General features: G+C 67.7%; 18 protein-coding genes. 11 read left to right on the forward strand and 7 right to left on the reverse strand.

Features of this window, described 5'->3' with window-relative positions; all coding sequences use genetic code 11:
• Positions 1-19 precede the first annotated feature (19 nt).
• Together recG and J2Y54_RS12620 are read left to right on the forward strand one after the other, a co-directional pair.
• The gene (gene recG, locus J2Y54_RS12615) at positions 20-2,077 is read left to right on the forward strand and encodes an ATP-dependent DNA helicase RecG (RefSeq protein ID WP_310040146.1); all 2,058 of its coding nucleotides are present in this window, start codon (positions 20-22) and stop codon (positions 2,075-2,077) included.
• A gap of 19 nt (positions 2,078-2,096) precedes the next feature.
• Positions 2,097-2,501: a hypothetical protein gene (locus J2Y54_RS12620; protein ID WP_310040147.1), complete on the forward strand. Its 405-nt coding sequence runs from the start codon at positions 2,097-2,099 to the stop codon at positions 2,499-2,501.
• Here the strand turns inward: J2Y54_RS12620 and J2Y54_RS12625 are convergent.
• Together J2Y54_RS12625 and tyrS are read right to left on the reverse strand one after the other, a co-directional pair.
• Positions 2,498-2,836, reverse strand: coding sequence for a PilZ domain-containing protein (locus J2Y54_RS12625; RefSeq protein WP_310040148.1), 339 nt, complete (start codon positions 2,834-2,836; stop codon positions 2,498-2,500). The two genes, J2Y54_RS12620 and J2Y54_RS12625, sit on opposite strands and share 4 nt — an antisense overlap.
• Before the next feature lie 113 nt (positions 2,837-2,949).
• Entirely contained in the window at positions 2,950-4,176 is a 1,227-nt protein-coding gene (gene tyrS, locus J2Y54_RS12630) for a tyrosine--tRNA ligase (RefSeq protein ID WP_310040151.1), read from the reverse strand.
• Positions 4,177-4,289: 113 nt separating this feature from the next.
• Here tyrS and J2Y54_RS12635 point away from each other — a divergent pair, with 113 nt between their 5' ends.
• The 3 genes from J2Y54_RS12635 to J2Y54_RS12645 all read left to right on the forward strand — a co-directional run bounded on the left by J2Y54_RS12635 (position 4,290) and on the right by J2Y54_RS12645 (position 9,301).
• Positions 4,290-6,188: a tetratricopeptide repeat protein gene (locus J2Y54_RS12635; protein WP_310040152.1), complete on the forward strand. Its 1,899-nt coding sequence runs from the start codon at positions 4,290-4,292 to the stop codon at positions 6,186-6,188.
• A 50-nt stretch (positions 6,189-6,238) separates the two neighbouring features.
• Positions 6,239-6,778 carry a DOMON-like domain-containing protein gene (locus J2Y54_RS12640; RefSeq protein WP_310040154.1) on the forward strand — a complete coding sequence of 180 codons (540 nt, stop codon included), beginning with the start codon at positions 6,239-6,241 and terminating at the stop codon, positions 6,776-6,778.
• A 174-nt stretch (positions 6,779-6,952) separates the two neighbouring features.
• Positions 6,953-9,301 carry a TonB-dependent receptor gene (locus J2Y54_RS12645; RefSeq protein ID WP_310040156.1) on the forward strand — a complete coding sequence of 783 codons (2,349 nt, stop codon included), beginning with the start codon at positions 6,953-6,955 and terminating at the stop codon, positions 9,299-9,301.
• 54 nt (positions 9,302-9,355) lie between these two features.
• On the opposite strand, the gene J2Y54_RS12650 is transcribed toward J2Y54_RS12645, so the two are convergent.
• Positions 9,356-9,802, reverse strand: coding sequence for a DUF4126 family protein (locus J2Y54_RS12650; RefSeq protein WP_310040157.1), 447 nt, complete (start codon positions 9,800-9,802; stop codon positions 9,356-9,358).
• 112 nt (positions 9,803-9,914) lie between these two features.
• Here J2Y54_RS12650 and J2Y54_RS12655 point away from each other — a divergent pair, with 112 nt between their 5' ends.
• The 5 genes from J2Y54_RS12655 to J2Y54_RS12675 all read left to right on the forward strand — a co-directional run bounded on the left by J2Y54_RS12655 (position 9,915) and on the right by J2Y54_RS12675 (position 15,267).
• Positions 9,915-11,111: a DUF1343 domain-containing protein gene (locus J2Y54_RS12655; RefSeq protein WP_310040159.1), complete on the forward strand. Its 1,197-nt coding sequence runs from the start codon at positions 9,915-9,917 to the stop codon at positions 11,109-11,111.
• Positions 11,112-11,179: 68 nt separating this feature from the next.
• Positions 11,180-12,346, forward strand: a complete 1,167-nt coding sequence (locus J2Y54_RS12660) for a hypothetical protein (RefSeq protein ID WP_310040160.1) — start codon at positions 11,180-11,182, stop codon at positions 12,344-12,346.
• A gap of 35 nt (positions 12,347-12,381) precedes the next feature.
• A complete protein-coding gene (locus J2Y54_RS12665) occupies positions 12,382-13,500 on the forward strand; it encodes a DUF2336 domain-containing protein (RefSeq protein ID WP_310040162.1) in 1,119 nt (372 codons plus the stop codon).
• Entirely contained in the window at positions 13,497-14,873 is a 1,377-nt protein-coding gene (locus tag J2Y54_RS12670) for a HAMP domain-containing sensor histidine kinase (RefSeq protein ID WP_310040163.1), read from the forward strand. The genes J2Y54_RS12665 and J2Y54_RS12670 overlap by 4 nt, the downstream gene beginning before the upstream one ends.
• A 31-nt stretch (positions 14,874-14,904) precedes the next feature.
• Positions 14,905-15,267: an MmcQ/YjbR family DNA-binding protein gene (locus tag J2Y54_RS12675; RefSeq protein WP_310040164.1), complete on the forward strand. Its 363-nt coding sequence runs from the start codon at positions 14,905-14,907 to the stop codon at positions 15,265-15,267.
• Here J2Y54_RS12675 and J2Y54_RS12680 read toward each other — a convergent pair whose 3' ends face one another.
• Both J2Y54_RS12680 and J2Y54_RS12685 read right to left on the reverse strand, forming a co-directional pair.
• Positions 15,268-16,005 carry a MauE/DoxX family redox-associated membrane protein gene (locus J2Y54_RS12680; RefSeq protein WP_310040166.1) on the reverse strand — a complete coding sequence of 246 codons (738 nt, stop codon included), beginning with the start codon at positions 16,003-16,005 and terminating at the stop codon, positions 15,268-15,270.
• Positions 16,006-16,072: 67 nt separating this feature from the next.
• Positions 16,073-16,939, reverse strand: coding sequence for an MBL fold metallo-hydrolase (locus J2Y54_RS12685; protein ID WP_310040168.1), 867 nt, complete (start codon positions 16,937-16,939; stop codon positions 16,073-16,075).
• Between the two features lie 84 nt (positions 16,940-17,023).
• Between J2Y54_RS12685 and J2Y54_RS12690 the strand changes: the two genes are divergently transcribed.
• A complete protein-coding gene (locus J2Y54_RS12690; RefSeq protein WP_310040169.1) occupies positions 17,024-17,791 on the forward strand; it encodes a sulfite exporter TauE/SafE family protein in 768 nt (255 codons plus the stop codon).
• 39 nt (positions 17,792-17,830) lie between these two features.
• On the opposite strand, the gene J2Y54_RS12695 is transcribed toward J2Y54_RS12690, so the two are convergent.
• Positions 17,831-19,105: a citrate synthase gene (locus J2Y54_RS12695; protein WP_310040172.1), complete on the reverse strand. Its 1,275-nt coding sequence runs from the start codon at positions 19,103-19,105 to the stop codon at positions 17,831-17,833.
• A 29-nt stretch (positions 19,106-19,134) separates the two neighbouring features.
• Positions 19,135-20,580: a glutamate--tRNA ligase gene (gene gltX / locus J2Y54_RS12700; RefSeq protein WP_405052930.1), complete on the reverse strand. Its 1,446-nt coding sequence runs from the start codon at positions 20,578-20,580 to the stop codon at positions 19,135-19,137.
• Between the last annotated feature and the right edge of the window lie 68 nt (positions 20,581-20,648).

A 20,648-nucleotide genomic window follows, 5' to 3' on the forward strand; every position in this document is an offset into this window, starting at 1 on the left:
CGGTGATAGTCAGGCCGCGATGCGTCCCGAAGTGCTCAATCCCCTGTTCGCCGAAGTCACGTCGCTGAAAGGCGTGGGGCCGCAATTGGCCAAGCCGCTGGAGCGGCTGGGGCTGGCGCGGGTGGTGGATGTCGCGTTCCATCTGCCGAGCGGATATATCGACCGGCTGCCGCGCGAGGCGCTGGATCAGGCCGATGTCGGGCGGACGATCGCGATCCGGCTGACCCCGGTGAATTACCGCATGAGCGGGAGCGCGCGGGCGCCGGCGCGGGTCGAGGCGACCGATGCGCGCGGCAACTACGTCACGTTGGTGTTCTTTGGCGGCAACAGCGGCTGGGCGAAGAAGCAGCTGCCGCTGAACGAGGCCAAATGGATTTCGGGGCGGCTCGACCAATATGGCCAGGAATTGCAGATCGTGCATCCCGAGATTGCCGCGATCACCGATCCGCGGCCGGGCGGGCGCGAGGCGATCTATCCGCTGTCGGAGGGGATGACGTCGAAGCGGCTGGCGGATTTCGCCGCGCAGGCGGTGGCGCGCGCGCCGGAGCTGCCCGAATGGATCGAGCCGAGTTTGAAGGAGCGCAAGGGCTGGCCCGACTGGCGTGAGGCGCTTGGGCGCATCCATGCCGATCCGGCGGATGCCAAGGCGCGCGACCGGCTGGCCTATGACGAGGTGTTCGCCAATCAGCTGGCGCTGATGCTGGTGCGCGGGGCGGCGCGGGCGAAGAAGGGGCGGGCGCTGGCCGGCGACGGGCGGCTGCGCGATGCGCTGAAGCTGCCGTACACGCCGACGGGGGCGCAGGCGCGGACGATCCGCGAGATCGAGGGCGATATGGCGCAGCCGCGCCCGATGCTGCGGCTGCTGCAGGGCGATGTCGGCGCGGGCAAGACGCTGGTGGCGGCGATGGCGCTGCTGATCGCGGTCGAGGCGGGGGCGCAGGGGGCGATGCTGGCGCCGACCGAAATTCTGGCGCGGCAGCATTATGAGACGCTGCGCAAGCTGTTCGCTGGGCTTGGCGTCGAGATCGCGATCCTCACCGGGCGCGACAAGGGCCGGGCGCGGGAGGCGACGCTGATGGGGGTCGCGGATGGATCGATCGATATTTTGATCGGCACCCACGCGATTTTCCAGCAGGGGGTGGACTATCGCGACCTGGGGTTGGTGGTGGTGGACGAGCAGCATCGCTTTGGCGTCGCCGAGCGGATGATGTTGCAGGCCAAGGCAAAGGTCGCCCCGCATCTGTTGGTGATGACCGCGACGCCGATCCCGCGCACGCTGCAACTCGCGACGCATGGCGAGATGGATGTCAGCCGCCTCGACGAAATGCCACCGGGTCGTCAGCCGATCGAAACCAGCGTGATCAGCGAGGAGCGGCTGGAGGAGGTCGTCAACGGCCTCGCGCGGCATCTGTCGGGCGGGGGGCAGGCATACTGGGTATGCCCGCTGGTCGAGGAGAGCGAGAAGACCGACCTTGCCGCCGCCGAGGCGCGGGCCGAGGCGCTGCGCGCGCGGTTCGGCGAGCGGGTGGGCCTTGTCCATGGCCGGATGAAGGGGCCGGAGAAGGACGCGTTGATGGCGCGCTTTGCCGCCGGCGAGCTGGGCGTGCTGGTCGCGACGACGGTGATCGAAGTGGGGGTGGATGTGCCCAACGCGACGCTGATCGTGATCGAGGCGGCGGACCGGTTCGGGCTGGCGCAGCTGCACCAGCTGCGCGGGCGCGTCGGGCGCGGCGGGGGGCGGTCGGTGTGCGTGCTGCTGCGCGGCGGGACGTTGAGCGAAACATCGCGCGCGCGGCTGGCGCTGATGCGTGAGACCAATGACGGGTTCCGCATTGCCGAGGAGGATCTCCGGCTGCGCGGTGCGGGCGAAATGCTGGGGACGCGGCAGTCGGGGGAACAGACGTTCCGGCTCGCCCCGCCCGAGAAGTTCGCCGAACTGATCGCGGCGGCGACGGACGATGCGCGGTTGCTGGTCGATCGCGATGGCGGGCTGGACGGGGAGCGCGGGCAGGCGGCGCGCGTGGCGTTGTATTTGTTCGAGCGGGATGCTGCGGTGGGGTTGTTGCGGGCGGGGTAGGCCAAGCTAGATGACGCAGATGTACGACGAAGCCCTGAGAGACTTGATAATGTCTGTTCGGGGAGAGGTATCCCCGGCGGGACATCTGGGGCCCGTTAGTAAGCCTGACATCGACCGATGGGCTGAATCGGGCGGTATGGGCGTCGAGGAAGTTTTCGATGCAATCGGTGTCGGGCTGGCGAAAGACTATGACCGGGGTATTCTGACCTGGGGGTTTTGCGATCGAGTGGCCAACGACCTGTTTGGTGTCCTGGTTCAGACTGAATTTTCGGGGCAATGCGATCTATTCTGGAAATTCTATCTGGCGTTTGATTGTAGCGAGATGAAGCCAACTGAAGCTGAATCGGATGCACTGGCGCGAGAGGAAATCGCAAAATTTCTGAGGTCTTTGCCGACCTCTAGCCCGCAGTTTAAACCGCGTTAGCCCGCCTTCAGCATCTGCGCGAGCAGCTCGTAATAGCTCGCCAGATCGACCGCGCCGTCGAAGCTCACGCCGATACGGCCGCCGAGGGACCAGCGGATTTCGGCGGGGAGCGCGCCGACCACCGGGAGCATGACGCGCAGGCGGTCGCCCTCGACAAAGTCATGCTCGCAGCGCGCCATCAGGCCGTGCGGGGAGATGTTGACGATCAGCAGCGTGTGCGGCTGGGCGTCGGGGCCGAAGGCGCGGGCGCGGTAATGGACTTCGTCGCGTTCGATGGTCCGGCGATCGGTGTCGACCGCGGTGGCGCGCACGATGGATGAGAACTGATAACTCACACTGGACCCCGCCGACTCGTGGTTCAATGTCAGATTGGGTAGGGCGCAGGGCGTAAACAGCTCGGCAACCGGATTGGTTACCAGTGGTTACTTACGTAGTCTTACGGGGGCAATCACTCTGCGCGAAGCAGGCCGTGATGCTTCTTGCCCGCCGAGACGCGCACTTCCGCCGCACCGACCGTGACCGTCGCGGCCTCATCGCTGACCTTTTCGCCGTCGATCCGCGCGCCGCCGCCCTTGATCAGGCGGCGGGCCTCACCCTTTGACGCGGCGAAGCCCAGGCCGACGAGCGCGTCGACGACGCTGATTTCGCCGCTGACCGACAGGGTCGGGAGCGCGTCGCCGGAAGCGCCCTCCTCGAACGTCTTGCGCGCGGTTTCCTCAGCCGCCAGCGCGGCGTCGCGGCCGCGGCACATGGCGGTAGCTTCGGTCGCGAGGATCTTCTTTGCCTCGTTGATCTCGGCGCCTTGCAGCGCCTCCAATCGGGCGATTTCGTCCAGCGGCAGGTCGGTGAACAGGCGCAGGAAGCGGCCGACATCGCGGTCGTCGGTGTTGCGCCAGAACTGCCAGTAATCGAAGGCGGGCAGGGCGTCTTCGTTGAGCCACACCGCGCCCGACATGGTCTTGCCCATCTTGCCGCCGTCCGCGGTGGTGATCAGCGGGGTGGTGACGCCGTACACTTCGGTGCCGTCGACGCGGCGCGACAGTTCGATGCCGTTGACGATGTTGCCCCACTGGTCCGAGCCGCCCATCTGTAGGCGGCACCCGGCGCGGCGCGACAGCTCCAGAAAGTCGTAGCCCTGGAGGATCATGTAGTTGAATTCGAGGAACGACAGCGACTGTTCGCGGTCGAGGCGCAGCTTCACGCTGTCGAAGCTGAGCATGCGGTTGATCGAGAAATGCTTCCCGATGTCGCGCAGGAACGGGATGTATTCGAGCTTGTCGAGCCAGTCGGCATTGTCGACCATCACCGCGTCGGTCGGGCCGTCGCCAAAGGTCAGGAACTTTTCGAACACCGTCTTGATCGACGCGACGTTGGCGGCGATGACGTCGTCGGTCATCAGCTTGCGCGCTTCGTCCTTGAAGCTGGGATCGCCGATCTTGCCGGTGCCGCCGCCCATCAGCACGATCGGCTTGTGCCCGGTCTGTTGCATCCGGCGCAGCAGCATGATCTGGACGAGGCTGCCGACGTGCAGCGAGGGCGCGGTGGGGTCGAAGCCGATATAGCCGGGCACGATCTGCTTGGCGGCCAGTGCGTCGAGCGCAGTGGCGTCGGTGACCTGGTGGATATAGCCACGGTCGGACAAGGTGCGGAGCAGATCGGATGCGTATTCGGTCATAGCGCGCGCGGCGTTAGCAGGGATTAACGCACTGCGCCACCGGGTCGGGCAGGGCGCCGGCGCGCCACCGGTTTTGACTGTTTCGCTGTCGCAACGGGGTGATATGGCACGGCATGGTCAAAGCGGGATCGATGCTGGGGATGGCGGTGCTGCTGGTCGCAGCTTTGCCCGGCGCAGCGGCGGGGTACCCCGTCGATGCCGGTTCGGCGCGCCAGCATGCCGAACGGCTGGCGGCGGCCGGGCGCGATGCCGAGGCGGAGCGTTGGTGGCGGGAGCATCTGGCCGAGGTGGAGGCCGCGCGCCCGGGCGATGCGGCGGCGCGGGCATCGGCGCTGGATCAGCTTGGCCTCAACCTTGCGCGGCAGGGGCGCCCGGTCGAGGGTGAGCCGCTGCTGCGCGCCGGCCTGGCATTGCGCCGCGCCGCGGACCCGGTCGATCCCCTGGCCGTCGCGACAAGCCTCAACAACCTCGCCAGCTGCCTGCAGGACATGGGGCGCTATGAGGAGGCGGAAGCGGCGCTGCGCGAAGCCCTGACGCTCAAGGAAGCGCATCTGCCCGCAGTGCATCCGGATCTGGCGGCGGGCTATGCCAATCTCGGGTCGGTGCTGTTCGCACTGGCACGCTATGCCGAGGGCGAGGCGTTCACGCGCCGCGCGCTGGCCCTGCGCGAGCAGATCGGGCCGCCGGGCAGCGCCGATATTGCGCGCGCGATGAACAACCTGGCCGCGAACCTGGTGGCGCAGCGCCGCCTTGACGAGGCCGAGCCGCTGATCCGCGCCGCACTGGCGCTGCGTGAAGCGGCACTGCCGGCGGGCCATCCCGAGCTTGCGCAGGCCTATCTCAATACCGGGGTGACGCTGGTCGAACTCGACCGGCTGGACGCCGCCGAGCCGCTGTTGCGCAAGGCGCTGGCGCTGACCGAAGCCGCCTTTCCGGCCGGGCATCCGCAGATCGTGGTTGCGACGCTGCGGCTGGCCGATTGCCTCTATCTGCGGCGCGCGCATGATGCGGCCGAGGCGCTGTATCGGCAGGCGGTGGCGCGCGCCGGCACGCTCGCGGATGACCATCCCGAGCGGATCGACGCGCTCGACCAGCTCTCCCATTTTTTCGAGCGGCGGCGACGCGCGCCCGACGCGGTCCGGTCGCTGAGCCGCGCGGCGGGCGTGGCAGCGCTGGCGCGGATGGACGCCTATCGCGGGTTCAGCCCCGGCGCGCGGGCCGAACTGCAGCGGCACCGCCCGCTGTTCCAGCGCCACGTGGCGGCGGCGTGGCGGTTGGGACAGCGCTGGCCGCTGCCGCTCGCCTTTGTCCAGGCACGCGCGGCGGGCGACGCGGCGGCGGTGACGGAGCTGCAACGTGCGCTGCACGAATGCAGTGCGGGCGCATCGCCGGGGCTGCGCTGCTTCGACGTGATGCTCAGCCTCGCCAATGTCGAGGCCTATGAGGGCGATCCGGCGCGCGGCGAGCCGGTGGCGCGTGCGACAGCCGCGCTGGCGGATGCGGCGCTGCCGATCGGCCATGCCGATCGCGCCGCCGCGTGGAGTACGCTTGCGGCGTGCCTGACCGGACAGGGGCGCTTTGCCGATGCCGATGCGCCGTTCGTCCGCGCGCTCGCCGAATTCGATGCCGCCGCCGCGCCCGATCCGGCCGTACGCGCCGCGGTCCAGCGGGCGCGGGCAGTCAATCTGGACGAGCTGAAGCGCTACACCGAGGCCGAGCCGATCTATCGCGCGCTGCTGGCGATGCGCGAGGCGGCGGGGGAGGCGGGCGCGATCGTCGCTGCGCTCAACGACCTGGCCTATAATCTCGACCAGCAGGGGCAGGGGGCCGCAGCCGAGGCGTTGCTGCGCCGCGCACTGGCGATCCGGACGGCGAGCCTGCCGGCGGGGCATCCCGACCTGGCACGGGCCTATGCCAATCTGGCAGCCAATCTTGAGCGCCGGGGGCGGGCCGATGCGGCGGCAGCGCTGCGCGCGCAGGCGGCGGCGATGCGGGGCGCTGCGCCGCACTAGCGCGCATTCTTTGGTTTGCGCCGGAAGCGCTGCCGCAGGATAAGCGGGGCATGCATTGTGCGCTTCTCTGCCATCCCGACACGCCGGCGCGCCGCGTCGATCAGGTCCAGGTTTCGCTGGCGCTGGATGGAGCCATGGTGACGCTGGTCTGGCGGATCGCGCCCGCCGCCAGCGTCGCCATGCCCGCCCCCGCCCCGGCGGTGCGCACCGATGGCCTGTGGCAACGGACCTGTGTCGAGCTGTTTGCGGCGCCGGCGGGGGCGGCGGGCTATGTCGAGTTCAACCTGGCGCCGGGCGGTGCATGGGCGGCCTATCGCTTCGACGGCTATCGCGCGGGGATGGCGGCGCTGGACCTGCGCGCCGATCCGGTGATCGCGACGGCGATCGCCGACGATGCGCTGGTCCTGACCGCGCAACTGACACTCGATGCGCTGCCCCCCGGACCGATCGATCTGGGACTGTCGGCGGTGATCGAGGAAGTCGATGGCACCAAATCCTATTGGGCGGTTGCCCATCCGGCCGGTGCCCCCGATTTCCACCATCCCGAAACCCGCCAGCTGTCGCTGGCGCTGGGTCGTGGAATTAGTTGAAATTACAAATTATCTGCGCACGGGCCAAATAGTTCTGCAACATAACTGTTATTGACTTGAACAATTATCGGTGGGAGGAAGTCGCGACCGGCGATCGCCAAAGAATCGCGGAATGAGGGGAGTGTGATGATGGGTCGAGGGACTTTGCGCGCGCGGCGCTGCGCCGCATCCAGCATGGCCGCAATCGCGGTATTTCTGAGCGCGACTGCCGCTGCTCCGGCACTGGCGCAGGACGCGCCCGAAACCGCGTCATCCGCAGCGGACGACGAGATTCTGGTGACGGCCCGCCGGCGCGAGGAAAGCCTGCAGGACACGCCGGTTGCGATCTCCGCATTCAGCTCCGAAATGCTGCAGGAGCGGCAGATCACGCAGACGCAGGATCTTGAGCGGATCACGCCGAGCCTGCAGTTCAAGCCCGCCGGCCAGTTGTCGGGCAACAGCGCGTCGTCGGTGGTGTTCATCCGCGGCGTGGGTCAGGTGGATCCGACCGCCGCGGTCGATCCGGGCGTCGGCGTCTATCTCGATGAGGTCTATCTGGGCCGTGCCGTTGGCGGGGCGATCGATTTCGGCGATATCGCGGGCGTCGAAGTGCTGCGCGGTCCGCAGGGCACTTTGTTCGGTCGCAACACGATCGGCGGCGCGATCCTGGTGCGGACACAACAGCCCAAGCTGGGCGAATTCAGCGGCCGGGCGCGGGTGCGCGCGGGCAGCGAAAACCTGATCGAAGGCTTTGGTGTCATCAACGTGCCCGTGGGTGACACGGTCGCGGCGCGCGTTTCGGGCGGCTTCCGCAAGCGCGACGGCTATGTGATCCGCGCGGTCGACGGCCTCGACCTGGGCAACGAGAATCGTTTTTCGCTCGCCGCGTCGCTGCTGTGGGAGCCGTCGAGCGATTTCGACCTGTTCCTGCGCGCCGATTACAGCAAGCAGGACGAGAATGGCGCGCCGTTCACCTTTGCCGGGATCAACGAGCAGGCACCGGTCGCGGCCATCGCCAGCGTGGCGGCGGGCTGCCCCGGCGCGACGATCCCGTTCGCGCCGCTGACCCCCGGCGACCCGCGCTTCGGCGCGCCCAATGTGCCGATGATCAACGACATCCGCTGCGCCAATGACCTGCAGGCGCGTGGGCCGTTCGTGAATGGCGGCACCGCGCCGGTCGAGAGCAATTCGGAAGTCTGGGGCATCGGCGCGACCGCCAATATCCGCCTGACCGATGTCGCGTCGGTCAAGCTGATCACGTCGTATCGCGAAACCGAATCGCGCGGCATTCGTGACGGCGACAACACCCCGTTGCTGCTGATCACCACCGATGTCGCCGCGCAGTCGGCGCAGTTCAGCCAGGAAGTCCAGCTTCAGCTCGACTTCGGGTCGGTCAATGCGATTATCGGCGGTTACTATTTCAACGAGGTCACCGACGAGCGCGCGACCGTGCCGCTCGCCTTCCCGCCCTCGCCGCCGGTAATCGGGTCGCTGCTCGCCGGCGGACCGGGGTCGCGCGATCTTCAGGTCTCGCGGCTCAAGACCGACTCCGTTGCGGCGTTCGGCGAGCTGGCGTGGAACATCACCGACGCGCTCGAGATCAGCGGCGGCCTGCGCTACACCAGCGATCGCAAACATTATCGCGGGACGGTGCTGAACCTGTTCCCGGCGACGCAGCCCGATCCCAACCCGCTGCCGACGCTTGCGACCAGCCAGGGCGGCCCGCTGTTCATCTTCAACCGCCCGTTCAAGCAGGATTTCTCTGCGCTGACCGGTTCGGCGAGCATCCAGTATCGCTGGAATGACGCGATCAGCACCTATGCCTCCTATGCCAAGAGCTTCAAGTCGGGCGGCTACAACACGCGCTACAATGCCGCGCCGGCCGGCAACCTGCCCGTGCCGTTCGCGGAGGAAAGCGTCACCAGCTACGAGATCGGCGCCAAGACCAATATCGGGCGGCTGCGCCTGAACCTTGCCGCGTTCCAGGCCGAATATCAGGACATTCAGCTGATCTTCCGCCAGGGCGTCGTGCCGCTGCTGTTCAACGCGGGTGAAGCGCGCATTCGCGGGCTGGAGGCCGAGGCGAGCCTGCGTACCAGCTGGGGCCTGACCTTCGACGGCGGGATCAGCATCCTCGATGACAAGATCAAGAGCATCACCCCGGTGCCGGGCGCGACGGCGACCGTGACGCCGAACGACGACCTGCCGTTCACTCCAGACATGCAGGCCAATTTCGGCATCAGCTATGCGATCCCGCTGGGCGGCGACATGACGCTGACGCCGCGGGTCGATGGCAGTTATCAGTCGAAGATCACTTTCATCACCGGCAGCATCCCGCTGATCGAGGAGGATGGCTATTTCGTCGGCAATGCCTCGCTGACGCTCAAGCTCGGCAACGGGATCGAGGTCAGCGGCGGCGTCAACAATCTGCTCGACGAACGCTATCTGATCCAGGGCAACGCCAGCCTGGCGACGCTGGGCTATGCCGAGCGGATCTTTGCCCGCCCGCGCAGCTGGTATGTGCAGGTGGCAGCTTCGTTCTGACCGGCTGACGGTCGGTAGAAGAGGCGGCTCGGGCGACCGGGCCGCCTCTTTGCGTCAGCGGGCGGTGGCTGCGGCAAGCGCAGCGGGGACTACGATCGCGTCCTCCACGAAGCCGGTCGCTTCGCCGCTGTGCTTCGCCATTGCCCGTGTCCGGGCGCGCCAGGTGAGGTAGGTGGCGACCGCCGCCGTCGCGCCCGCGGCTGCTGCGCCCGCCCAGCGCTGACGTTTTGGCGCGACCAGCGCGCCGGCGATGGCGGCATTGACGATGCGGACCGCCGCGGCGGGAGCACTGATCCGGTCGGGTGCGTCGGGGTGCTTGTCCCCGATCAATTCATAGACGGCGAGCGCGGTCGTTCCCGCCGAGACCAGCGGGTGCGCGAGCAGATCCGGTGCGGCGCCGGATTTGCGCAGCTTGCCCGTGCGCGCGGCATTGGCGACCACCGCCAGCGGGGTCATGGCACGGGCTCCGGCGGCGGCGCCAAGCAGGATCGATCGCAGCATAGGTCAATTTCCCTCGGGTTCAGTCCGTCCAACGGCCGGGCAGGGGCTTGGGTCCGTCGCGCCGCGACAATCGCGATTGCGTTGCGGCACAAGGTTCGGCACCTGAAGCGCCATGAACTTCGGTATCGACCGGCTGCTCGCCGACCCCGCTTTGCTCAACCAACTCAAGGGCCGCCGCGTCGCGCTGCTCGCGCATCCGGCGTCGGTGACGGCGGACCTGACGCACAGCGTCGATGCGCTGGTTGCGGCTGGGCTTTCCGTGTCGGCGATGTTCGGTCCGCAGCATGGCGTGCGCGGCGACCTGCAGGACAATATGATGGAGTCGCCGGACTATACCGACCCGACCTACGGGATGCCGGTGTTCAGCCTGTATGGCGAAGTGCGGCGGCCGACCGGCCAGTCGATGCATACGTTCGACGTGATCCTGATCGACCTGCAGGATCTGGGCTGTCGCATCTACACCTATGTCACGACGTTGCTCTACATGCTCGAAGCCGCAGCCGAGCATGGCAAGGAAGTGTGGGTGCTCGACCGGCCCAACCCGGCGGGCCGCCCGGTCGAGGGGCTGACGCTGCTGCCCGGATGGGAGAGCTTTGTCGGCGCCGGGCCGATGCCGATGCGGCATGGCATGACGCTGGGCGAGATGGGCGCGTGGTTCATCGAGCAGTTCAAGCTGGACGTCGCCTATCGCGTGATCGAAATGCAGGGCTGGGCGCCCGATGCGGCGCCGGGCTTCGGTTGGCCGCCCGAGCGGGTGTGGATCAACCCCAGCCCCAATGCCGCCAACGTCAACATGGCGCGCGCCTATGCCGGCACGGTGATGCTGGAGGGGACGACGCTGTCCGAAGGGCGCGGGACGACGCGCGCGCTGGAGCTGTTCGGCGCGCCCGATATCGATGGCAAGGCAGTGATCGCGGAGATGCGCCGGATTGCGCCGGAGTGGACCGCGGGCTGCACATTGCGCGACTTCTGGTTCCAGCCGACGTTCCACAAGCATGTCGGGCAGCTGTGCAGCGGCGTGTTCATCCATGCCGAAGGGGCTGGGTACGACCATGCCGCCTTCCGCCCGTGGCGGTTGCAGGCCCTGGGGTTCAAGGCGATCCGGTCGCTGTACCCGGATTATGATCTGTGGCGCGACTTTCCGTATGAATATGAGTTCGAGAAGCTGGCGATCGATGTGATCAATGGCGGGCCGGGGCTGCGGGCGTGGGTCGATGATGCCGGCGCGGCGCCGGGCGATCTGGATGCGGCGGCGGGCGCGGACGAGGCGGCGTGGGCCGCAATGCGTGAGCGTTTCCTGCGCTACTGATTCCGCTCCGTGCCGGGGAGGATTTCTGCCCCTTCCCCCGCCGAATCAATTCGCCTAACCGGATCAATATGCTGGCAGGGCTGATCTTTGCGACCGAGGATGCGGGCGACCGTACGGGAACGCTCGCGGCGACGCTGCCGTTCGGCGGCATGACGCTGCTCGAATATCAGGCGCGCTTGCTGGTCGGTGCTGGGGCCGGGCATATCCTGGTCGCGGTGAGCCGGGTCACCCCGGCGCTGCTCGGCGCGGTCAGCCGCGCGGCCAAGCGCGGGGTGCCGGTCGATATCGTGCGATCGGCGGCCGAAGCGGCGGCGCGGGTGCATCCGCTCGCGCATGTCGTGGTGATCGCCGATGGCCTGGTCACGACCGACGACGTGATCGACAAGATGGCGCATGAGGGCAAGGACGCGATCCTGGTCACCCAGGACCCGGCCGCCGCGCTGGAACGGGTCGATTCGCGCAGCTGCTGGGCCGGAGTCGCGCGCGCACCGGCGCAGCGGATCAAGGATATTGCCGACTTCCCGCCCGATTATGATTTTCAGTCGACGCTGTTGCGCGTGATCGTTCAGGCCGATGCCGAACAGGTTGCGCTGTCGACCGCGGCGGTGCGTGCCGGACATGGCGTTGAGCGCGACGGCGCCGCGCTGGCCAGCCGCAGCAATGCCGTGCTGGCGGCACTGACCGAGCGCCGGACCAGCTGGGCCGACCGCCACGTCTTCACCCGCATCGCCCGTCTGGTCCTGCCCAAGGTCGTCGAAAAGGGACTGCCGGGCTGGTTGCTGATGGCTGGCGGTGCCGTCGCCGGCGCTGCCGCCACCGCGCTGATCGCCTTTGGTCATGCCTGGGGCGCGGCGATCGCGCTGCCCGGCGTCGCCGCGCTGGCGACCGGCGCCGCGCTGTCGGCGCTGCGTGGCGAGGAAAAGCGTGCGCTGATGCAGGAGGCGCTGATCGGCGCGATCGTCGGCGCCGTGGTGGGCGCGCTCGGCCTTGGCGAGATGCGGGTCGATGCGACGCTCGACGGCACCATCCTCGCGCTGGTAACGATCGCCGCCACCGCGATTGCCGAACGCAGCCAGGCGGTGATCCGGCGCTGGTGGGGCAGTCCCGCGGCATATCTGCTGCTGGTGACCCCGTTTGCGATCGCCGATCGGGTCAGCTGGGGCCTTGCGGTGATTGCGATCTACGCATTCGTGACGCTGGCCGCTGCGGTTGAGAGCCAACGGGAAAAGCCTTAGGGCGCCCTTAACTGCATTCCGCTAGTCCGGGGACCATGTCTGACCCGAATGTCGACATGAGTGACGGCGTCCAGATGGGCGCACGCACGCTGCTCGCGCATGCCGCGGCGGCGGACGATGCCGCGCACGATGGACTGTCCGGCGCGATTGCCGACTTTTTTATCCATGATTCCCATCGTTTGGACGAGCGTACCCGGCTCGGCCTGGCGCGGTTGATCCGTGCGTTGATCGATACGGTCGAAGGGGAATTGCGGGATCATGGCATCCGGCAGCTGCAGGCGCAGGGTGAGGGCGAGCTGGCCGAATCGCTGGCGCGGTCGACAGGCGTGTTTGCCGCGTTGAGCGAATCGGGCCTGTTGCGCGACCGCACCCTGATGGCCGAGCTGATCGCGCAGGTGCGTCAGGAACAATTGGCGGCGGCGCTGCCGATTCAGGCGCATGACGATCCGGAGCAGCCGAGCCTGGTCAACCGGCTGGTCCAGCACCCCGACCGCGTCCTTGCACAATGCGCAATGGGGCTGCTGATCGCCGAAAGCCGGCGGCGCAGCGTCCCCGAACAGGGTCCGCTGCCGCAGACCGACCTGTCGGCGGAACTGCATCACCGGCTGGTATGGTGGGTCGCGGCGGCGCTGCGGCAGTGCGTTCCCGGCGGTTCCGAACGCGACATGAGCGGCGCGGCGCTGCTCGACCGGGTGCTGGCCGAGGCGGCGCAGCGCAGCCTGGCCGCGCATGATGAAGGCGACCGGGTCGAGGCCGCGGTCATGCGCCTTGCGGTTGCGATCGATGCGCGACCCGAGGAGCTGCCCGAATTGCTCGACGAGGCGCTGGGGGATCGGCGGGTAACGCTGTTTGCCGGCCTGCTCGCCCATGCGCTGGGCGTCGACTATGCGGTGGCGCGCGATCTGGCGCTCGACAGCGCGAGCAGCCGGCTGTGGGTCGCGCTTCGCGCGCTCGGCCTGGAGCGTCCTGCAATCGCCCGGCTCGGCCTTGCCCTCGCGCAAGCCGATCCGCGCCGCGACATTGAGGCATTTGCCGAACAGATCGATACGATCATGGCGATCACGGTCGAGGATGCCCGCGCGGCACTGGCCGGGCTGCGGCTTCCCGTCGATTATCGCGCCGCCGTCCAGGCGTTGCGGCGGGGCCCGGCATGAACGCGATCGATCCCCATCTGCCCGTCGCCATCGGCCGGGTCGGGCGCGACGGGCGGCTGCTCGACGCCGAACCGCGCCTGTCCGACCTCAACGCCCGCGCCGGGGGGCGTCAGGGCGCACCGCTGGCGATCCCGCAGATCGCGTCGATCGCGCGCCTGTCCCAGCGGCTCGGCGTCGCGATCTCCCGCAACATCATCGCGGCCGATGGCGAGGATGACATCGACCTGTGGGTCCGCGCCGAGCCGGATGCCGATGGCGTGCGCCTCGAGGTCAGCGGATGGCGCCCGCGCGCTGCGTGGCGGGCGGTGCCCGACGCGGCGCGCGAGGATGATTTTCTGCGCAGCGATGCCGACTGGGTGTGGGAATGCGATTCGGCGATGCGGTTGACGCATCTGTCGATCGAAGCGGGCGCGCGCCATGGCTTTGACGCCGGCAAGATCCTTGGCCAGCCGCTGACGCTGCTGTTCGCGCTGGAAGCCGATGACGAGGGGGCGTTGCCGATCCTTACTGCCGCGGCCGAACAGGGCCGGTTCGAGGGGCAGGTAGCCGAACTGCGCGGCACCGGCCGCCGGGTGCGGCTTTCGGCCAGCCCGCGGGTCGACGCGCTGGGCCGCTTTGCCGGGTTCAGCGGCGCTGCCGAAATGATCGATCCGGCAGCGGAGGCGCCCGTCCAGCCGCCTGCGCCGCCAGCGGTGTTCACGTCCGAATTCGGACAGCGGCTCGACCGCGCACTGCGCCAGCCGCTCAGTCGCATCATCGCCAACGCCGACAGCATCAGCGCGCAGGTCGATGGACCGCTGCGCGCCGATTATGCCGATTATGCCGGCGATATTGCCAATGCCGGACGGCATTTATTGTCGCTGGTCGACGATCTGGCCGACCTGAGCGCGGTCGAGCGCGATGATTTCCAGGTTGAGGCCGAGCCGGTCGACCTGGCCGATATCGCGCGCCGCGCGGCCGGGCTGCTTGCCGTGCGCGCGAGCGAAGCGGATGTGCGGATCGACAAGCCCAAGGCGGACGAGCGCCTGCCCGCCACCGGCGAGTTTCGCCGCGTGCTGCAGATCATGGTCAACCTGATCGGCAATGCGCTGCGCTATTCGCCGCCAGGCGGGTCGGTCTGGGTGCGGCTGGAGCGCGAGGGCGCGCTCGGCTGTGTCATCGTCGCCGATCAGGGCAAGGGCATCGCGGCAGAGGATCATGCCCGCATCTTCGAGAAATTCGGACGGGTCGATCCGAGCGAACCGGGCGGCAGCGGCCTGGGTCTCTACATCGCGCGGCGGCTTGCCCGGGCGATGGGCGGTGATATCACCGTGGACAGCGCGCCGGGACAGGGCGCGCGCTTCGTCCTGACCCTGCCCGCGCGCGAGGGCTGACGCGACACCCGGAACGCGCTATCGGGGGCGAATGGCATCTCCGCGCGAAATCATCGATGCGCTGCGCCAATGGGGGCTGACCCTGCCCGGCGCGCATCTCAAGGCGCCGTGGCCGGATCACTCGGACCTGGCGGTCAATGACAAGACCTTTGCCTATCTGACGACCGGCGACGATTTCCGCATGTCGGTGAAGCTGCACTACACCGGCGCGATGGCGCTGGACCTGCCGTTCGCGCGGCCCACCGGCTATGGCCTGGGCAAGAGCGGCTGGGTCACGTTCGAGTGCGACGCGGCGGCGATCCCGGACATGGGCCAGCTGCGCGAATGGGTCGAGGAAAGCTACCGCGCTCAGGCGCCCAAACGGCTGGTCAGGGAACTGGACGCGCGCGGCTGATCAGCGCAGCAGCATCCATACCGCCATCGCCACCATCATCACATTTTCGGTCAGCGCGATGAAGCCGAGCGGGACATTGCTGTCGCCGCCCATGCAGGCGCATTTGAGTTCGCGCCGTTCGACATAAACCGCCTTGAACACCGAAACCGCGCCGACGCTGCCGATGAGCGCGGCGAGCGGGATCGACAACCAGTGCAGCGCCTGCGCGGTCATCAGGATGCCGGCCAGCCCCTCGGCAAAGGGGTAGAAATAGGCATAGGGCACCCAGCGCCGCGCGAGCAGGTCGTAACCGAGGAACATCGTCGAAAAGCTTTCGACATCGCGAAGCTTCTGGATGGCGAGTGCGACCATGCTGAAGGAGATGAACCACTCGGCCGCGCGGATCGTGAAGGGCGAACCATAGGCGGCATGGCTGGCCGCCAGCGCCATCAGCGCCATCATTCCGAACAAGGCGATTACCGGGGCGTAGCTGGTCGCGCCCTTTTCGCGGACATGCAGGCCGAAATGCCGCCGCAGATCGTCATGGCCACCGATGCGCACGCCATCGATAAAGGTCTGGGGTGTGGTCGCAACGCCATGCTGCGCCTTGAAGGCATCGGTCTCGGCACGACTTTTGAGCCACCGGTCGTCGACCGCAAATCCCTTGCGTTCCAGCAGCGCCTTGGCCTTCAGCCCATAGGGGCAGATATGCCCCGGCATGACCATGCGAAACAGGGTGGCAGTCGGGCGGTCGGACATGACAGGCTCCTCGATGGGGCAACGCCCCGCCGGCCGATCGGCTCCGCCGCCGGTCGGCAGGGTACGGTTACGCCGTGCGGGCTTTCACCGGGATGCGCAGATAGCGTACGCCATTCGCCTCGGCTTCGGGCAAGCGCCCGGCGCGGACATTGACCTGGATCGACGGCAGCAGCAGCCGCGGCACCGCCAGCGTCGCATCGCGCGCTTCGCGCATCGCGACGAACGCGTCTTCGCTCACGCCATCATGGACATGCACGCTCTCGCGGCGCTGGGCTCCGACGGTGGTTTCCCAGCGATAGTCGGCGCGGCCCGGTGCCTTGTAGTCGTGGCACAGGAACAGGCGCGTGTCGTCCGGGAGCGACAGCAATTTGCGGATCGAGCGGTACAGGGTCCGCGCGTCCCCACCCGGAAAATCGGCGCGAGCGGTGCCGTAATCGGGCATGAACAGCGTATCGCCGACAAAGGCAGCGTCGCCGATGCGATAGGCGATGTCGGCGGGGGTGTGACCGGGCACATGCATCACCTCGACCTCCAGTTCCCCCAGCGCGAAGCGTTCGCCATCGGCAAACAGCCGGTCGAAATCGGACCCATCGGGGGTGAGATCGGTGAGGTTGAAGACCGGCCGGAAAATCTTCTGCACGTCGCGGATATGCTCGCCGATGCCGATCCAGGCCCCGGTCCGCTCCTTGATCAGCGGCGCGCCCGACAGATGGTCGGCATGGGCATGGGTTTCGAGCACCATCGCGATGTTCCAGCCGCGCGCGGCCGCGGCGTCGAGCACGCGGTCGACCGACGCCGTATCGACTTCCCCGCTTTCGGGGTCGAAATCATGGACCGGGTCGATCACCGCCGCCGTGCCCGTTGCGGGATCGGCAACCAGATAGGTCACGGTATTGGTCGGGGTATCGAAAAACGCCTCGATCAGCGGCTGCATGCTATCCTCCATCACTGATTGACAATATATGAGCACTATCTAAATCAGCAATAGCTAATGTAACTCGGTCAATGGAGGCCGGCGATGTGGGTGGCAACGATCCTGTCGGGGGCGCTGATCGGCCTGGTGCTGGGACTGGTGGGCGGCGGCGGGTCGATTCTTGCGGTGCCGTTGCTCGTCCATGTTGTCGGCGTCGGATCGGCGCATGCGGCGATCGGCACGGCTGCGGTCGCGGTGGCGGCGAATGCGCTGGCGGGCCTGGTCGGTCATGCGCGGGCAGGAACGGTCAAGTGGCGGTGCGGCACGGTCTTCGCGATCGCCGGCGTCGCTGGCGCTGCGGTCGGCGCCGAAGCCGGCAAGGCGATGGACGGGGCGCGGTTGCTGATGCTGTTCGGCCTGCTGATGGTCGTCATCGGCCTGTCGATGTTCCGCAAACGCGGCGGCGCAGACCGGCCCGAGGTGCGGCTGACCCGCGCCAGCGCCGGGCAGCTCATCCCGCGCCTCGTGCCGGCGGGACTGCTGGTCGGCCTGGCATCCGGCTTTTTCGGGATCGGCGGCGGGTTCCTGATCGTCCCGGCGCTGATTGCATCGACGCGCATGTCGATGACCCAGGCAGCGGGAACGTCGCTGGTGGTCGTCAGCGCACTCGGCGCGACGACGGCAGGGTCCTATGCGGTGTCGGGCTTTGTCGACTGGCGCATCGCGGGCCTGATGCTGCTGGGCGGCATCGGCGGCGCGGTGGCGGGCATCGCGCTCGGCAAGCGGATGGCGGCGCGCAAGGGGCTGCTGGAGCGGCTGTTCGCGGTCGTGGTGATCGCGGTCGGTGGCTATCTCGTCGCCACCAATCTGTGAAACCCCCTCCCCGGCGCGCCGGAGAGGGGGTGGGTCACATCAACGCTGGCTGACCGGCACGTAATCGCGCTGGGTCGGGCCGGTGTAGAGCTGGCGCGGACGGCCGATCTTCTGGTCGGGATCGCTGATCATTTCGTTCCACTGCGCGACCCAGCCGACGGTGCGGGCGAGGGCGAAGAGGACGGTGAACATCGTCGTCGGGAAGCCGATCGCCGACAGGATCACGCCCGAGTAGAAGTCGACATTCGGGTAGAGCTTCTTTTCGATGAAGTAATCGTCGCTGAGCGCGATCCGCTCAAGCTCGCGCGCGGTGTCGAGCACCGGATCGCTGATGCCGAGCTTGTCGAGCACTTCGGTCGCGGCCTTGGACAGCACCTTCGCGCGCGGGTCGAAATTCTTGTACACGCGATGACCGAAGCCCATCAGGCGGAACGGATCGTCCTTGTTCTTGGCGCGGGCGATATACTCGGGGATGCGCTCCGGACGGCCGATCTCACGCAGCATGTTGAGCGCGGCTTCGTTCGCGCCGCCATGCGCCGGGCCCCACAGGCACGCAATGCCCGCCGCGATGCACGCGAACGGATTGGCGCCCGACGAGCCGGCGAGACGCACGGTCGAGGTCGACGCATTCTGTTCGTGATCGGCGTGGAGGATGAAGATCTTGTCCATCGCCGATTCGATGATCGGATCGACGACATATTCCTCCGCCGGCACGCCGAAAGTCATGCGCAGGAAGTTGCCGGTGTAGGACAGCGAGTTGTCCGGATACAGGAACGGCTGACCCACGCTGTACTTGTATGCCATCGCCGCGATCGTCGGCATCTTGGCGATCAGGCGGTGGCTGGCCACCATGCGCTGGTGCGGATCGCTGATGTCGGTCGAGTCGTGGTAGAAGGCCGAGAGCGCGCCGACCACGCCGCACATGATCGCCATCGGGTGCGCGTCGCGACGGAAGCCGCGATAGAAGGTCGCGAGCTGCTCATGCAGCATCGTGTGGCGAGTGATGGTGTTGGTGAACTTGCCCAGCTCGTCACCGTTCGGCAGCTCGCCGTTCAGCAGCAGATAGGCGACCTCCATGAAGCTCGACTGCTCGGCGAGCTGGTCGATCGGGTAGCCGCGGTGCAGCAGCACGCCCTGGTCGCCGTCGATATAGGTAAGGGCGCTCTCGCACGATGCGGTCGAGGTGAAGCCCGGATCATAGGTGAATTTGCCCGTCTGGGCATAGAATTTGCGGATGTCGACGACCTCGGGGCCGACGCTTCCCTGTCGTACGGGATATGCCTTGTCGCCCAGATTGAGGGTGGAGTCGGTCATCGTCACTTCCTTTCCTTCAGCCGTCCGTTTCATGCGCCCGGGGAGGCCGTCATCTGATCTGCAATGCGGCTGAGGCTTTCGTCGCGCCCCAGCAAGAAGAGCACGTCGTAAATCCCCGGCGAGGTGCGCTTGCCGGTAAGCGCCGCGCGCAATGGCTGTGCCACCGCGCCCAGTTTGACGCCTGCCGACTCCGCGACCTCACGTACCGCAGCTTCGAGTGCTTCCGTATTCCAGTCCGCCACCGCGTCAAGCGCGCTGTGCAGTTGCGAAATAAGTTCGCGTGCCGGACCTTCAAGCAGCGGCTCCGCATCCGCGTCGATTTGCAGCGGCCGGGTGGCGAACAGGAAGGCGGCGCCGTTCGCGATTTCGATCAGGCTGGCAGCGCGCGGCTTGAGCGCGTGCATGCTGCGCTGCAGAAGATCGCGCTGCTCCGGCGTCGGTTCGAACGGCAGGAATTTCGCGGCAAGCTCGGCCAGCCGGGCATCGTCGGCGGCGCGGATATAATGGCCGTTGAGGCTGTCGAGTTTCTTGAGGTCGAAGCGCGATGGCGACTTGCCGACGCCGTCGAGCGTGAACCATTCGATCGCCTGTTCGCGGTCGATAATCTCGGCATCGCCATGGCCCCAGCCGAGGCGGAGGAGATGGTTGAACAGCGCTTCGGGCAGCACGCCAAGGTCGTCGCGATAGTCGTTGACGCCGAGCGCGCCGTGCCGCTTCGACAGCTTCGCCCCATCCGCGCCGTGGATCAGCGGGATATGGGCATAGGTCGGCTCGGCCCAACCCATCGCGCGGATGATCGTGAGCTGGCGGAACGCGTTGTTGAGGTGATCGTCGCCGCGAATGACGTGGGTCACGCCCATGTCGTGATCGTCGACCACTACCGCGAGCATATAGGTCGGCGTGCCGTCGGAGCGCAGCAGGACCATGTCGTCCAGCTCGGCATTCTGCACCGTCACTTCGCCCTGGACGAGGTCGCGGATGGTTGTCGCGCCCTCGCGCTCGGCGCGGATGCGGACGACGTGGGGCTGGTCGAGCGGGCCGTCATTGCGGTCGCGCCACGGGCTGCGGATGCGATAGGGCTGTTTCGCTGCCTGCGCCGCCTCACGCTGCGCGGCGATTTCCTCCTGCGTCATCCAGCAGCGATAGGCATGGCCGCTTTCGAGCATCGCGTGCGCGACCTGCGCATGCCGATCGGCGCGGGCGAACTGATAGACTTCCTCGCCATCCCAATCGAGGCCGAGCCAGCGCATCCCGTCGAGGATCGCGGCGATGGCAGGCTCGGTCGAGCGCGCGCGGTCGGTATCCTCGATCCGCAGCAGGAACTTGCCGCCGTGATGGCGCGCGAACAGCCAGTTGAACAGCGCGGTGCGCGCGCCGCCGATGTGCAGGAAGCCAGTGGGCGAGGGCGCGAAGCGCGTAACGATGGTGGCGCCCGTGGCGGGCTCAGGTGCAGCGCTCAACCGCGCAATCTCCAGCTTGTCATTGGCGGCCAGGATGGCCGGGTGCGCCCCTAGCACGCGGTGCGGCGCGCTTCAAACCGCAG

Source organism: Sphingomonas sp. BE123 (genome assembly GCF_031456015.1).
In the GTDB taxonomy this organism is placed as follows: domain Bacteria; phylum Pseudomonadota; class Alphaproteobacteria; order Sphingomonadales; family Sphingomonadaceae; genus Sphingomonas.